We start from the raw sequence: 14,197 nt of genomic DNA on the forward strand, positions 1-14,197 counted from the left end.
TTTTATTCAGATTTTTAATTTTGCTAAACCTAAATAACGAATACCTTCTGGTGAAACGTCAAAACGGCAGGGTAACACTTCTAAACCGAGAGCGATCGCATCGCGCAATAACTTACCATATATAGGGTCTTTACTATCACCAGGGGCAAACTCTGTACAATCACCTCGATTGATAAAGTACAGCATGACTGCGCGACTGAAGGGTAGCAGCGCCATGAGTTCCCGCAAGTGCTTTTGCCCTCTTGTCGTTTCTGTGTCGGGAAAGAGTGCTAAATTATCTTGGGTCCAGGTTGTATTTTTCACTTCTAAATAAATTGGGCGATCTTCATCATTTCCTGTCAAGAAAAAATCTACTCGACTTTTTTTGTCTTGCCCATAAACCACTTCGCCCTTGATATGACTATATTCACCCAATTCTGGAAATAAATATCTTGCTAAAGCTAGCTTTACTATCTGATTTGGCAAAGCAGTATTTACGCCTACCCAAGTCGGCTCATGATCATGCACCTGAATCAGTTCTAAAGTGTAAGCTAGTTTACGGTTAGGATTGGCACTTTTAGATAGCTGTACCGCACTACCAGGAGTAGATACTCCAGTCATCGGCCCTGTATTGGGACAGTGTGCTGTTACTATTTCGCCAGAAGTCAGTTGTACATCAGCAAAAAAGCGCTTGTAGCGCTTGAGTAGAATCCCAGGATATAAAGTTGGGTAGCGATAAAGCCAATCCATAATTTTGACCCTCTCCTCTATCAAGGCAAGGAGATTATTAAGAGCTAAACAAGTTTAACTCTAAAGGATTACCATTTTTACTGTGCTTGGTGTGTCACTTTTCTATTTAATTACAAAGTTTTATATTCTCTTATCCTCTGTGACAAATTAACTGCACATGGTATTAGCCAGTGGTTATACCAATTTGAAAAAAGAATGCGACAGATTGTAGGGGCACGGCACTGCCGTGACCTCTAGAATATATTGATGTGTCGCAAACATTATTTGAATTGGTATTACTTGCGCGCGAATAAAACGACCCAGGCAAACTTTTTATGAGTTTAATTCTAAGATGAGACAGATAATTCTGTAGACTTAGCAACTTCTTTATTGCTACGGCTTTTGATTACTCGTGCAGGTACACCCACAGCTACCGAAAATGGGGGAATATCTTTAGTAACAACAGCCCCAGCACCGATAACACATCCTCTACCAATTGTCACGCCATCTAATACTTTCACCCCATGTCCTAGCCAGCAATCATCCTCAATCACGATTCCCTGAGAACTAATACCTTGGTATTTGATTAGCTCCATCGGATCTGCAAAGTTGTGATTATTGGCATATATTCCAGTGTGGGCTGCAATTAAACAGTGCTTGCCAATTTTGATCTCTCCAGGGCCAGCAATACAAACGCTAGGGCCAATAAAAGTATCTTGACCGATGTGAATATAGGTGTTATTGAGTGCCCCTATTAAAACATTACGCTCAAGGACAACTCCATTTTCTAAATGGATTTTATTATTTTCGTGTCCTTTTCCATCTATACGAACACCTTTGAAAATATACACTCCATTTCCAACTTCAATAGAATTAGTACTAATAAATTCAACACCATCTTGGATATAAACTGAGCTACCTAGCCGGGCAAAAATTGTGCGATATATCATATTACGTAACTTTACGCCTCCAAAAATTGTTGGGATATCGCCTAAAAAAGTGGTTAACAGAAGTTGTTGAAGCCGCTTCAATTTTGAAAAATATTTCAAGTCATTCATGGCTCTATTATTTTTATCTAGATTTTGCTTTTAGAGATTTGTGGAATTGGGAAATGCCTAAGTAATAGTCTTCTATACTTGAGTATTGCTATATAGCATCTAGATTTCTATATCTGCATTATTAGCAGATTAATGAAAAAACAGATGGCTAAGATAAAGTTTTTCAAACGTTTGCAAAACCCAAGCCAAGCTTTAATGTTAGAAGCTATTAAATATAGGGCTTATTTAATTTTTAGAAATGGCTATACAACAAATATTGTATTTATCAAAGAAGAATTTAGGAGTCACTCACTAGAATACCAGAAGGGGATTTTTGTGTGATTGGTGAGCCTGCACAGCAAGAAGATTTCTTCTGTAAATGACTACGAGCGTCATCTGTACTGCCAAAGCCAAAGCATAACCCGCAATGCGGATGAATAACAGCGTTTTCACACATCCATGAAAACTTTGAATTGGTAACCTTCAATTATTAGTGAGTCTTTTTCTGAATTCTTTTTCAATTACAAGCCAATTCTGTGATTATTATTTGTTAAGTGTACTTGTTGGAAACCCAATAAAGTAATCTTTATATTTAAAACTGATTAATACTGAATATTACTACTTTTGTACAACATCAAATACCTAACTCTCGATGTGTATTACTGAGCAATTTCATAAGCTAATAAAATTCAGCTATCAGTTATTCAATATCAAAGTAGTTATTGCAATTACATCTTTGTATGCTTTTCCAAAGCGAGAAGAAAATTTTCTCGCTACCCTCAAGATGTAATTTTTGAATTACTCTACAATTTCCAAGCAAGTACAAGCACGTTAAATTAGGGGGGAGTGTCTCCAACTTCAGCCATCACATTGAAGTTAATCATCGGAGCAAACAAATAAATACTTCCCCGATTACTATAACGGCTTTCTTGCAGCCAGTTTTGATAGTCTGCTGCTGTTGTCATCATCACTTACACAGAGAATTTACATATTCACTAAAGCGCCTTTATAGTGACACAAGTAGTGTGCTTTCACCATCCTAAAAGAGACTTACGAAAGTATTGTAAAGAAAGAGTAAAGTTTAAACAAAAAATATAAATATTCTACAAAAGCTATGATTTTATCATTGGTTAAATTCTAATTTTAAGACATAAATTATACTAGCAAGCATCAGCTATTAATTAAATAAATAACTACAAGAAATCAGAGGAAATACAGATAGAAAAAGCCACCAGTATTCTTTATTTGGTGCTTCATTAGATAGTTAATTTTATTGTTAATTTCTGATATTAAGTATTTTTAGTAAACTTTTTAGTTGTGTTCGACAAAAACCTACCTAAACAGCAAGACAGGAATATGGCTGCTGCGTAGTATTTGGGCTGTAGTAGTGCCAATAATTAGTGCCGAATATGGCTGTGTCCGTAGGCTCCAATAATCAGTAAATTCTACGTGGGAGGCTATAACCTTTTCTGATTTGCCATGCATGATTAAACAGTGCAATATCTATACCTATAACTATGTCTGGGGTATAACGAACCTGCGCTGCCCACAGTAGATTTATCACAGCAGTGAGCGATCGCTAAACTCTCTCACTAATAAATGTTGCATTCGATGGGACAGCAAGCGTGCGATCGCACTACTACTCTAAATAATATTGCTCATACTTTAGTAAGACAATACCTCTATACCATAGTTTGGTAATTTCTGTAGTTATTATCACGACAGTTTAATAAAAAGTAGCATACAATAGATCTTATCAGCCTCCTAAAAGAAAAAAAGTTAGGAGGGTTGCAATCTGCAAGTAGGTAAATCCTATGCAAACAGTCCGAGGAGTAACGGAATTAGAATATGCCTTTCTGTTTACTCTAAGAAAGGTAAATTCCATCAAATTAGAAGGTTTCAAACCATTTTTTAACGCTTTGCCTGTTGATCCTTACATAAAAGGCAACTATCGCTCTCGAAGATTATCTCGATTTACTGTTGTTGGGGATAGGTTAATTAAACTACCTCACGGTTATTTCTACCAAAGCAAAGATTACAATCCATTATTGGGAGATATTAAAAGAGAGTTTGCAGAATTAGATGATGCAATGCTAGATCTGGATATATTTAAAAGCCTTGTTTTAGCATTTACTGATTCTTGCAAACTTCATCCAGAAGCCGAAATAGGAGTTCATCAGATTAGAATTAGCTGTTCTCCTGATAATTTGGGTAATCCAGCGCCTGAAGGTATCCATAGAGATGGTACAGATTTTATCGGTATCTTCTCTGTTGATAGAGACAATATTGTCGGTGGAGAAACACATTTATATACTGCTAATAAGGAAAAGCCCATTTTCAATAAAGTTCTCAATCCTGGCGAACTTTTATTAGTCAACGATCATGAATTTTTACACTTTACTACTCCTATTAAACCAGAGATTGAGGCTCAAGGAACAAGGGATGTTTTTGTGCTGACTTCTCCAAGTTTGCTTTCTGATTAATACTATTTAGAAATACAACCACAGATAAATAGAGATAATCCATTGGTGCTTATCTGTGTTTGTACATAATTCAATCAACTTGAAATATTTGACAATCAAGTAAGATATGGGGAATTGAATGTAGTCATTTCCCCAGCTTTTTTATTTGGAATGGGAAATAATCTTGCCGATCTTCATATTATGCATTTGCCGTTCCCGCTTGCTTGGGTGCTCAGTTTGTGAATCCTAACGTCCATCCATTAATTTTGGTTGGCGATGGCGCATTCCAAATGACGGGAATGGAATTGTCTACAATCGCTCGCTATGGATTGAATCCGATTTTCATCGTACTCAACAATCGTGGATATGGTACAGAGCGTCAGGCTAATAGTCCAAGTCTACTGAAGTAGACTCAAGATTTTGAGGATATTTAGTCATCTTTAGATGACTTTTGCTATTAGCAAGGAACTTCAGTTCCTTGCGGTAACAGGGTTTCGCGTTAAGTTGACACCAATGAGCATTGCTAAACCCTGAAGCGCGTATTTGTATCATTATTAAGGTGAAATGGTATCAAAGCTTGACTCTCTTCTAACCAGAGATTGAGGCTCAGGGATGTTTTTGTGCTGACTTCTCCAAGAAGGAGAGAAATAAAAATGATCTCGCAAATGTGCAACGCCTGACGCTTATGAACTGTGTCATTAACATAGGAAATAAGCTAGAGTCACGGTGAATACTTACTATAGCCATAACTGACTGAGTTAAGTGAATAAAAGCTATGTATGACGAATTCTATAATCGAGGATTGGAGAAAGCTAAGCAAAAAGACTACGCTGGAGCCATTGAGGAATTTAATCGTGCTTTGCAGGCGACACCTTACTTTCCCGAAGCTTACTTGCAAAGGGGTTTGGCATATTATGACTCAGGGGAAATTCTCCAGGCTGTTTCTGATTACACCGAAGCCCTAAAAATGAACCCCGAAAGTTTAGAAGCATATTATTCTCGGGCCTTAGCAAGGGTGGCGTTGAAAAATCTGCCGGGTGCGTTGGAAGATGTGGAACGTGCTATTCGCCTTAATTCTAATTATGCCGCAGCTTATAGCCTGCGGGGGATGATACGGCGCAAACAGGGGTATATTCACGATGCGATCGCTAATTTTAAAAAAGCGGCAGAATTATATCTAGCGCAAAAGGATAAAGAAAATTGTCGTCTGTGTTTGGAAAGAATTAAACAGCTACAACCACCAGAAAAACCGACTGTTCAGCCAGCAGTTTCTCCCAGCGTCACCATCAAATCCGAGAAGGACTATTTTACGCAACTATTAGACAAGGCAGAAAAGGGAGACACCCGCCAGGCGATTGAAGATTTAAACTGGGTGTTGCAAGCCGATCCGCAAGATGCCCAAGCTTATTGCTGTCGTGGAGTTGTGCGTTGCAAAATGGGTAACTATCAAGGTGCGATCGCCGATTTTAATCAAGCACTTAAATTAAATTTTCAAGACGCTATTGTCTATCGCAACCGAGGTAAAGCACGTTCCTTGTTAGGTGATTACCAAGGTGCGATCGCAGATTTTAATTCTGCACTGCAAATTCAACCCCAGGATGCCTTAGTGTATGTTGCCAGAGGTAACGCTTATCGCGCAATCAGCAATTATATTGGTGCAATTCAAGATTATTCCCAAGCACTACAAATTAATCCTGAAGATGCCCAAGCTTACTATAATCGCGGTATTGCCCATACTCTTCTAGAAGAAATGCAACAAGCGATTGAAAATTATCAAAAAGCAGCAAGTATTTTTCTCGAAAAAGAAGATTGGGACAACTATCAACAAGTTTTAAATAGTCTTAACAAAATTCAGAAGTCTCTTCCTGAAACCAAAAACCACAAATATAATCTTCTTCGTCAGCGATTGTTGCGTCTGGTTGGGGGACAGTGGGAAATTGCCCAAAGATTAATTCAGCAAAAGAAAGATTACTATCCGCAGATGCCAGAAGAGTGGTATTTGCAAAAAGTAATTACAGAATTAGAACGCGATCGCGGTAATTAAGAGAATTTATCTATTGCTTCTTTTAAGTCTACATTCACAATTTATTTGCCATTTCCTGCTATTTATTTTTTCTATCCAGGTATATCTTGAAGCCTAATCCACTGCCAAATCCACCACCAAATATTATCAGGATTCTAAGAATATCCTGATAAACTGCTACATCCTTATTTACTAAAAAAACAGTTAAAAATACAAAAACAGCTAGAAAAATAAAAATAGAAATTAAATTATATTTTCTGGCTTGTTGTGCGTCTATAAAAGCTCTTTCGCTATCTTTATCTACGCTCTCAAGTATTTTTGTGATGTGTTGTTGATTAATTTTATCTAGAATTGGTGAACTAGAAGAAGTAGATAATCTACTCATTGAGAGAAATGTTTTTATTTCCCTCTTGATTTCTGGTGGAAGACTTTCTAATTCTTCAGGAAGTTTCTCTATATATCCACTTTCAAGAGCCTGATTATCTTTATTTAGTTCATTTTCTTGTTCAGACATATCAATTTAACTTAAAAACTTTATAGTTAGCTTCCTCTTAAAATTAATTTTACTTATTAGTAAGATACTTTTCTATCGCAAAAGACAACTTTGATTCCCAAAAATCAATTATTTTCTGTTCAACCACAGTTTGAACTCTTGCTTCTACTTCATTTTCAATAAAAATAGAGCAAGCATAATGAACTAAAGCTTCAAATGCCCGATCGCTAATTTCTCCATTTTTATTTAAATAGGAAAAATAAGACACAATACTCTTGAGCCTTAAAAGTCTTGCTTCTGGAGAAGATCTACGAGAAAGTTCTAAGTCTTTTCTAGATGCAAAATTTGATATTGCATTATTTTTCTCACTTAAAAACACAGGATTTTTTTCAACCTCATCTTTTATTAAGATTAGCAGAAGTTGTTTAACTATATATTAAATCTAGCAGCCTAAAAGCAAATATATTTTAACTTTATTTCATAAGTATATTCAAATTTTTAATAAAATGCATTATGTATTTGTTCGTTACAAACCCAAAAGAATATAGTTAGAACTAACCAGCATCTAGAATAATAAACCGTATTATTGTCACGTTAATAAGCTGCAACATTTATAATAACCTGGTATATCGAACTTTATTTCTGTTATTGCAAAAATTTGCGATAATCAGCAAATGCGATTTTTTTCCAAGTTTTTTACTACCTTCATTGCAGTATTACTACTGCCCATTCTCATGGTTTCTGCCCAAAATCCTACGATTAATCCAGGAGAAAACCTTGTAACTGAAGGTATCCTACCGATACCTACATCACTGACAGAAACTGTAGACCGCTACACTCAGTTTCGCTCAGCTGGTCTTGCTAGTTGGCATCCTAGCCGCCGCGAAATGTTGATTGCGACGCGTTTTGGTGATGTACCCCAAGTACATTTGGTGAAATTTCCTCTGGGAAGTCGCAAGCAGTTGACGTTCTTCCCAGAACGAGTTAACGGCGGAACTTTTCAACCCACTGAAGGCAAGTATTTTGTTTTTAGTAAAGATACTGGTGGTAATGAGTTTAACCAAAATTACCGTTATGAATTAGCGACAGGGGAGATTGCACTCCTAACTGATGGTAAGTCAAAAAATAGTCGCGGTGTGTGGTCGAATCGCGGAGATAGAATGATTTACACCTCCACCCGCCGCACAGGGAAAGATTATGATTTTTACATTATCGACCCAAAAAATCCGCAAAGCGATCGCTTGTTAGCGCAGGTAGAAGGCGGCGGTTGGGGTACTTTGGATTGGTCACCAGACGACCGTCAATTGTTAGCGCAGGAATACATTTCCGCTAATGAAAGCTATCTTTGGTTGATTGATACTCAGTCGGGTGAGAAGAAATTAGTCACACCCAAGGGAGGTAAGGAAAAAGTCGCCTATTATAGTGGCGCATTTAGTAAAGATGGTAAGGGTTTGTATGCCATCACTGACCGCGACTTTGAATTTTCCCGATTGGCATACATTGACTTAGCAACATTACAGCACACCTATCTCACCAGTAACATTCCTTGGAATGTAGAAGACTTCGACCTTTCTTATGATGGTAAACACATTGCCTTTGTCACCAATGAAGACGGGGCTGGTGTGCTGCATCTTTTGGAGACAGCCACAGGTAAAGAAAAGCCACTGCCAAAGTTACCTATAGGAGATATATATGGTGTTAATTGGCATCGCAATAACCAAGATTTAGGCTTTACCTTAGTTTCGGCGCGAACAACTGCCGATGTTTACTCCTTAAATATCCTCAGCAACAAAATTGAACGCTGGACAGAAAGTGAGACAGGCGGCTTAAATACAGAGAATTTCCCCGAAGCTCAACTAGTACGCTGGAAGAGTTTCGATAATAAAACCATCTCCGGCTTTTTGTATCGTCCCCCCGCTAAATTTAAAGGTAAGCGCCCAGTAATTATTGATATTCATGGGGGGCCGGAAAGCCAGTTTCGTCCATCATTTTTAGGGCGAATTAATTACTACCTCAACGAATTGGGTGTGGCGATCCTGTTTCCCAACGTCAGAGGTTCGAGTGGTTACGGCAAAAACTTCTTAAAGTTAGACAACGGCTATCAACGGGAAGACTCAGTTAAGGATATCGGCGCATTACTAGACTGGATTGCGACTCAACCAGACTTAGATAAAGACCGGATTTTAGTCACAGGGGGAAGCTATGGTGGCTATATGTCCTTGGCAGTTGCGACTAAATATGGTGACAGAATTCGTGCTTCTATAGATATAGTGGGCATTTCTAACTTCGTCACCTTCTTAGAAAAAACCGAAAGTTATCGCCGTGATTTACGACGAGTAGAATACGGCGACGAACGCGACCCCAAAATGCGAGAATTCTTGTTGAAGATTTCACCTTTGAATAATGCCACTAGCATTAAGAAACCGCTATTCGTGATTCACGGCAAGAATGACCCCCGCGTTCCCCTTAATGAAGCTGAACAAATTGTGGCAACAGTGAAAAATAATCAAGTGCCAGTTTGGTATTTGATGGCGAAGGATGAAGGACACGGGTTTAGTAAGAAGAAAAATATTGACTACCAATTCTATGCAACGGTGATGTTTGTCAAAGAATTTTTATTGAAGTAGTCAATATAAGTAGTTGCACAAATTTAAATTCAATGGTGGAGAGAGGGAACAGGAAACGGGGAATAGTGAAAAAAGTTGTGTAATTAATTGTGTGTGACTACTTAAACAGTTTTCTCATAGACCCAACAATAGCCCACAGGCTGGAAGCTTGGGGCTATTAATGAAGAGTATGAAGGCAAAAATATCGCGATCGCGAGTGCAAGAATTACTGATATGAGTTAGCAAACAAGTAAATTGAGAATGTATTTTGCCTTTTGCTTGCGGAAAACACTAAAATGAGTGCGTGATTTACCGAAATGAGTAAGCGTTAAGGCATTTTGAGTAGACGTTAAGGCATTTTAACTGCGGAAAACACTAAAATGAGTGCGTGATTTACTAAAATGAGTAGGCGTTAAGGCATTTTGAGTAGACGTTAAGGCATTTTACTTGCGGAAAACACCAAAATGAGAAGGTGTTAAGGCATTTGATGAACTCGTTAAAGTATTTCACTTACTTGAAATGCCATTTCAAGAACTTAATTAAGCAAAATATTAAAGTAATAGACCATTTTTGCTGACTTAAATAAAATTTAGGTATTTTTCGATATAGTGAGCAGTTATAGCGATCGCCATAATCTCAAATTTAAACTGGTTGCGATCGCTGTTTGGTTAGGGGATGCCTCTGTCTTATACCATTTTAGATTTTAGATTTTGGATTTTGGATTCAGAATCGCTGTCTGTGGCTATGTTCTGTCAATCTATCTATATCAATCATTTTGTGAATTGGTCTTAATACTTTTGCTGCCATTTGGTCGAACTATAATGTGACAGTTATGGTTCAGGCTTTAAAGCAGAGTCCTGTGATATTCTTGCTAAAACAAAAAACAATCTATTTGCTGTATTAGAACTAGTTAGGCAGTTAAGGCGGACTGCCATCCTATTTCGCTTTTTATATTGTCTATAATTACAAAAGTCTAAATAGTAACACGCCGTGACCTTCGATTTGACTATTCCTCGTTCTGCTGGCGAACCACTCAACCTTACTGTCAGCGTGGGAGAAAACCTATTCATTCTTGGTGCTAACGGTACTGGCAAGTCCAGTTTAATGCAACGGTTATATACTCCTCATCACGCTAATGCGCGATGGATATCGGCCCATCGCCAAAACTGGTTTTCTTCCAATGCAATGGATTTGATCTTGCAACAACGCACCCTTCTACTAGCAATTTGATACTATTAACAAAGTGGATGTCGCCTACAATCCAACTTAAGCGATCGCAAAACTATCAGATTATAAAACCTGTGCAAGCCAAGCGCGATCGCTAACCTGCAAATATTTTTACAGAAAGCGATACCTACGGTAAGCTACGCTAACGCATTCTATCTTTATTGCCCACATGAAAAGATCTTGAGTCAATAACTGACGAAAAAGTTATATTCAAAACATCGGGTTTTGGTAAAGACTATCAATGCACCAAGTTAATTTGCAAGAAGCTGAGACTCACCTAGCAGAACTAATTGAAGAGGCGGCTGCTGGAGAAGAAGTCATCATCACGCGCAATGATGGGACATCTTTCAAAATTGTGCCGCTTGGTGGAATAGAAGCACGCCCCAAGTTTGGTAGTGCTAGAGGTTTAGTGAAAATGTCAGATGATTTTGATGAGCCGTTGGCAGATTTTGAGGAATACGCTCCATGAGGCTCCTGCTCGACACTCATACGTTTTTATGGTTCATTGAAGGCAATTTCAATCTCAGTAATACTGCAAAAAACCTGATTGAGGATCGAGGAAATCAAAGATTTTTGAGCATTGCGAGTCTTTGGGAAATTTCTATCAAGGTCAGTATTGACAAGCTAAAACTAGAAATAACTTTTACTGAGTTGGTCAAGCAACAAGTTTATGGTAACGCTATTGAATTGCTTGAAATACGACCTGAACATTTAGATGAGTTATCAAAGCTGCCTTTTTACCATAAAGATCCATTTGATCGGCTCATAATTTCTCAAAGTTTGGTAGAGAGCATACCTATAATTACTAGAGACAGTGTGTTTGAAAGTTATCCTGTGCAGATATTATGGTGAATTGTACTGCGTTTCTATGGAATAAAAGTTATTGGTAAAAGTCGAAGTCGCAAAGCGATCGCCAAATTACCGCAACTCTCATTTTGAAGCTAGCGATCGCTTAAATATAACTCTAAATCCTCAAGAGGAGTTAGGGCTTCAGCATATACTAGAAAAGTAAGACTAGAGGAATCTTGCTCTCAAATGCTACTTGTCCCAACTACTGACCCGATTCCGCTTGTCACTGATGCTAATGGCGTTGTCCGTATTAGTAAAACTCGCGTAACTTTAGATACAGTTATTACAGCTTTTCTGGAAGGGGCTAAAGCAGAAGAAATCAAGGAGCAGTATCCATCGCTTCAACTGTCCGATATTTATTCTGTGATTGGCTATTACTTACGACATCAAGCCGAAGTAGATGAATATCTTCTAGAACGTCAGCGTCTTGCTAGTAATGTTCATCAAGAAGCTGAGAGACGTTTTAACGCTGTTGGGATACGCGATCGCTTATTGGCGAGACGCAACCGCAACGCATAGGAATCAACTAAATACAAGCAGACCAGCAGAATGGTGTTTGCAGAACTTGGGCGATCGCATCTTTTAACCAAAGCTATTTTACTCAAAAGCAACACCGCGATAAATTTCCGCCATTGGCAATTCAATCCCAACTGACTCTAGGGAAATAGATCGCTCTAAACCGCTACAATCGCTGAGTAACCAACCTTGAGTTTGCTTGCTATAGCGTTCAACAAAAGGTTCATCTTGCTCGACTAATAAATATTCACTAAAACTAGGAATTGAGCGATATATGCGAAATTTATTTTGGCGATCGTAATCTGCGGTGGAAGGAGATAAAACTTCAACAATCACCAAAGGATTTAAGACTTCATCTAAACGCTCATTATTCAGTTGTGGTTCACCATCAAAAACCATCACGTCTGGATATACTCCGCGTCGATATTCGGGAATCCATAGCCGCAAATCGCTATTAATTGGCTCGAATTGAGTATCACGCAGCGCATAGGTAAAATAAACCAAAATGTTCCCACTAATGCGGCTGTGTTTAAGCGTTCTTCCGAGTACAGGTACAATTTCTCCATCTCGATATTCGCTGCGTCCTTCTGCTTTTTCTTCGATGGCGCGGTATTCATCCAAAGTGTAGCGGCGCTTGATGGTAGAAATCATAAGTCGTCAGCGATCGCATTGCCTGTAGGACAACAAGATTATTTTCTCACAGATTGATTTGTGAGGTGATGTCATATTATATCTGGTGTTCACACAGGCGTTTACTTTTTCAGCAAAAAGAGTACGATCGTGAGTGTATAAATATTTAATTTTATCTGTGTCAGCAAAGGACATCTTTCACGAAGCAGTCAAGCAAGCTCTGCAAAAAGAGCAATGGGTAATTACAGATGATCCACTTAAATTTAAATTTGGTAACGTCAATTTTCAGATTGATTTGGGCGCAGAAAGATTGGTTGCAGCCGAGAGAGCAGGTGAGAAAATAGCAGTTGAGATTAAGAGCTTTCTGAATGCTTCTGCAATTACAGATTTCTATGCGGCTTTAGGTCAATTTCTTAGTTATCGCTTAGCTTTGGAAGGAACTGAGCCAGAGCGAGTATTATATTTAGCAGTTCCAGTAGATGCCTATCGAACTTTCTTTCAACTTGAGTTCACGCAGACAGCAGTACAAAAATATCAAGTTTTGTTAGTTGTCTACGACCCAGTGAATGAGGTAATTGTACAATGGATAAAATAGCAAAGTATCGAGAGTATATTCAAACCTTGCTAACTCATTATGCCAATGATGATGTTTCAGATAATGAAGTAGAAACTCAACTCATCTTTGATACAAAGCGAGATCATTATCAGTGGATGAATGTGGGTTGGCAACAATTTGATCGTATTTATCGATGTGTTATGCATTTTGATATTAAAAATGGAAAAATATGGCTTCAGCAGAACTTAACAGATCAGAATCCTGCTGAGGAGTTAGTTAAAATGGGTGTTGCCAAAGACGATATTGTTTTGGGATTGCAACCTCCGTATAAAAGGCAGTACACAGATTACGGCGTTGCTTAGATAGTTAGCCATATATGTAGTAGGAAACGTGGTGCGTTGCTTGGCTCAATGTCTCTCCTTTGCGAGAGTTGTACAAAAAAGATGTCCTTTTTCGCTATCTTAGAACAGTAAATCATTCACCGATCGCGCCGATGGTTGCTTTACCCGATCCCATTTTGATGAGAGCAGAAGAATATCTGGTTTGGGAACCCACCCAAGAACAACGCTACGAGTATTGGGATGGCGAAGTTGTGGCGATGAGTGGTGGTACACGCAACCATAATCGGGTATGTCTCAATTTCTTTAAGCTTCTAGATGATGCTTTAGGCGATCGCTCCTGTGAAGTATACATTGTAGATGTGAAGGTGCAGGTGGAACCTGGGCAAAAGTATTTTTATCCTGATGTGGTAGTGACTTGCGACGATCGCGAAAACGATCCGCAATTAGTGCAATTTCCCTGCTTAATTGTCGAAGTGCTATCACCTTCAACGGAAGCCGCAGATCGAGGTAAGAAGTTTGCCAAATACCGCCAATCTCCAACCTTGCAAGAATATGTCTTAGTACAAGTAGCGCAACCGGGGGTAGAAGTGTTTCGGCGCAACGAACAGGGAAAATGGGTGCTGTCGGAGTATAGTTTGGAAGATAGATTGACACTTGAATCGGTAAATGTAGAAATAGCAATCGCTGATTTGTACCGACAAGTGCAGTTTGAATCTGAAGAAGCTGAAAGTTGAATAGATGCGCAATAT

Annotated in this window: 18 protein-coding genes and 1 pseudogene; 13 read left to right on the forward strand and 6 right to left on the reverse strand. The window is 38.5% G+C overall.

Annotated features, from left to right (window positions below; genetic code table 11):
• Positions 1 to 6 precede the first annotated feature (6 nt).
• Together sfsA and BV375_RS20525 are read right to left on the reverse strand one after the other, a co-directional pair.
• A complete protein-coding gene (gene sfsA / locus BV375_RS20520) occupies positions 7 to 732 on the reverse strand; it encodes a DNA/RNA nuclease SfsA (RefSeq protein WP_086763821.1) in 726 nt (241 codons plus the stop codon).
• A gap of 323 nt (positions 733 to 1,055) precedes the next feature.
• Positions 1,056 to 1,766, reverse strand: coding sequence for an acyltransferase (locus BV375_RS20525; protein WP_086763713.1), 711 nt, complete (start codon positions 1,764 to 1,766; stop codon positions 1,056 to 1,058).
• A gap of 144 nt (positions 1,767 to 1,910) precedes the next feature.
• Between BV375_RS20525 and BV375_RS37025 the strand changes: the two genes are divergently transcribed.
• Positions 1,911 to 2,087: a hypothetical protein gene (locus BV375_RS37025; protein WP_166507487.1), complete on the forward strand. Its 177-nt coding sequence runs from the start codon at positions 1,911 to 1,913 to the stop codon at positions 2,085 to 2,087.
• 494 nt (positions 2,088 to 2,581) lie between these two features.
• Here the strand turns inward: BV375_RS37025 and BV375_RS38785 are convergent, their stop codons facing one another.
• Entirely contained in the window at positions 2,582 to 2,713 is a 132-nt protein-coding gene (locus tag BV375_RS38785; protein ID WP_279432944.1) for a hypothetical protein, read from the reverse strand.
• Between the two features lie 846 nt (positions 2,714 to 3,559).
• Between BV375_RS38785 and BV375_RS20540 the strand changes: the two genes are divergently transcribed.
• From BV375_RS20540 to BV375_RS20550, 3 genes and pseudogenes are all read left to right on the forward strand, one after another.
• The gene (locus BV375_RS20540; protein ID WP_086763717.1) at positions 3,560 to 4,228 is read left to right on the forward strand and encodes a 2OG-Fe dioxygenase family protein; all 669 of its coding nucleotides are present in this window, start codon (positions 3,560 to 3,562) and stop codon (positions 4,226 to 4,228) included.
• A gap of 194 nt (positions 4,229 to 4,422) precedes the next feature.
• Positions 4,423 to 4,617, forward strand: a pseudogene (locus tag BV375_RS20545) (thiamine pyrophosphate-dependent enzyme); the annotation flags it as partial.
• A gap of 365 nt (positions 4,618 to 4,982) precedes the next feature.
• Complete coding sequence (locus BV375_RS20550; RefSeq protein WP_086763719.1) at positions 4,983 to 6,251, forward strand: tetratricopeptide repeat protein; 1,269 nt, start codon at positions 4,983 to 4,985, stop codon at positions 6,249 to 6,251.
• A 58-nt stretch (positions 6,252 to 6,309) separates the two neighbouring features.
• On the opposite strand, the gene BV375_RS20555 is transcribed toward BV375_RS20550, so the two are convergent.
• Positions 6,310 to 6,744, reverse strand: a complete 435-nt coding sequence (locus BV375_RS20555; protein WP_086763721.1) for a hypothetical protein — start codon at positions 6,742 to 6,744, stop codon at positions 6,310 to 6,312.
• 49 nt (positions 6,745 to 6,793) lie between these two features.
• Entirely contained in the window at positions 6,794 to 7,102 is a 309-nt protein-coding gene (locus BV375_RS20560; RefSeq protein ID WP_086763723.1) for a hypothetical protein, read from the reverse strand.
• Between the two features lie 295 nt (positions 7,103 to 7,397).
• On the opposite strand from BV375_RS20560, the gene BV375_RS20565 reads away from it, so the two are divergent.
• From BV375_RS20565 to BV375_RS20590, 6 genes are all read left to right on the forward strand, one after another.
• Complete coding sequence (locus tag BV375_RS20565) at positions 7,398 to 9,350, forward strand: S9 family peptidase (protein ID WP_208099155.1); 1,953 nt, start codon at positions 7,398 to 7,400, stop codon at positions 9,348 to 9,350.
• Between the two features lie 969 nt (positions 9,351 to 10,319).
• Positions 10,320 to 10,559 (forward strand): ATP-binding cassette domain-containing protein, encoded by a 240-nt coding sequence (locus BV375_RS20575; RefSeq protein ID WP_086763725.1) that lies wholly within the window; start codon positions 10,320 to 10,322, stop codon positions 10,557 to 10,559.
• A 238-nt stretch (positions 10,560 to 10,797) separates the two neighbouring features.
• Entirely contained in the window at positions 10,798 to 11,025 is a 228-nt protein-coding gene (locus BV375_RS20580) for a type II toxin-antitoxin system Phd/YefM family antitoxin (RefSeq protein ID WP_086763726.1), read from the forward strand.
• Entirely contained in the window at positions 11,022 to 11,408 is a 387-nt protein-coding gene (locus BV375_RS20585; RefSeq protein WP_086763728.1) for a type II toxin-antitoxin system VapC family toxin, read from the forward strand. The genes BV375_RS20580 and BV375_RS20585 overlap by 4 nt, the downstream gene beginning before the upstream one ends.
• Before the next feature lie 31 nt (positions 11,409 to 11,439).
• Positions 11,440 to 11,568, forward strand: a complete 129-nt coding sequence (locus BV375_RS38790; protein ID WP_279432945.1) for a hypothetical protein — start codon at positions 11,440 to 11,442, stop codon at positions 11,566 to 11,568.
• Positions 11,569 to 11,591: 23 nt separating this feature from the next.
• A complete protein-coding gene (locus BV375_RS20590; protein WP_086763730.1) occupies positions 11,592 to 11,924 on the forward strand; it encodes a DUF433 domain-containing protein in 333 nt (110 codons plus the stop codon).
• A 78-nt stretch (positions 11,925 to 12,002) separates the two neighbouring features.
• Here BV375_RS20590 and BV375_RS20595 read toward each other — a convergent pair whose 3' ends face one another.
• The gene (locus BV375_RS20595; RefSeq protein ID WP_086763732.1) at positions 12,003 to 12,572 is read right to left on the reverse strand and encodes a Uma2 family endonuclease; all 570 of its coding nucleotides are present in this window, start codon (positions 12,570 to 12,572) and stop codon (positions 12,003 to 12,005) included.
• Between the two features lie 157 nt (positions 12,573 to 12,729).
• Between BV375_RS20595 and BV375_RS20600 the strand changes: the two genes are divergently transcribed.
• The 3 genes from BV375_RS20600 (at position 12,730) to BV375_RS20610 (ending at position 14,182) form a co-directional block, all read left to right on the forward strand.
• Positions 12,730 to 13,146, forward strand: a complete 417-nt coding sequence (locus BV375_RS20600) for a XisH family protein (RefSeq protein WP_086763825.1) — start codon at positions 12,730 to 12,732, stop codon at positions 13,144 to 13,146.
• Positions 13,134 to 13,469 carry a XisI protein gene (locus BV375_RS20605; RefSeq protein ID WP_086763734.1) on the forward strand — a complete coding sequence of 112 codons (336 nt, stop codon included), beginning with the start codon at positions 13,134 to 13,136 and terminating at the stop codon, positions 13,467 to 13,469. Before BV375_RS20600 ends, BV375_RS20605 begins: the two co-directional genes overlap by 13 nt.
• A 131-nt stretch (positions 13,470 to 13,600) precedes the next feature.
• A complete protein-coding gene (locus BV375_RS20610) occupies positions 13,601 to 14,182 on the forward strand; it encodes a Uma2 family endonuclease (RefSeq protein ID WP_086763736.1) in 582 nt (193 codons plus the stop codon).
• Positions 14,183 to 14,197: the final 15 nt, after the last annotated feature.

Source organism: Nostoc sp. 106C (genome assembly GCF_002154725.1).
Lineage (GTDB): Bacteria > Cyanobacteriota > Cyanobacteriia > Cyanobacteriales > Nostocaceae > Aulosira.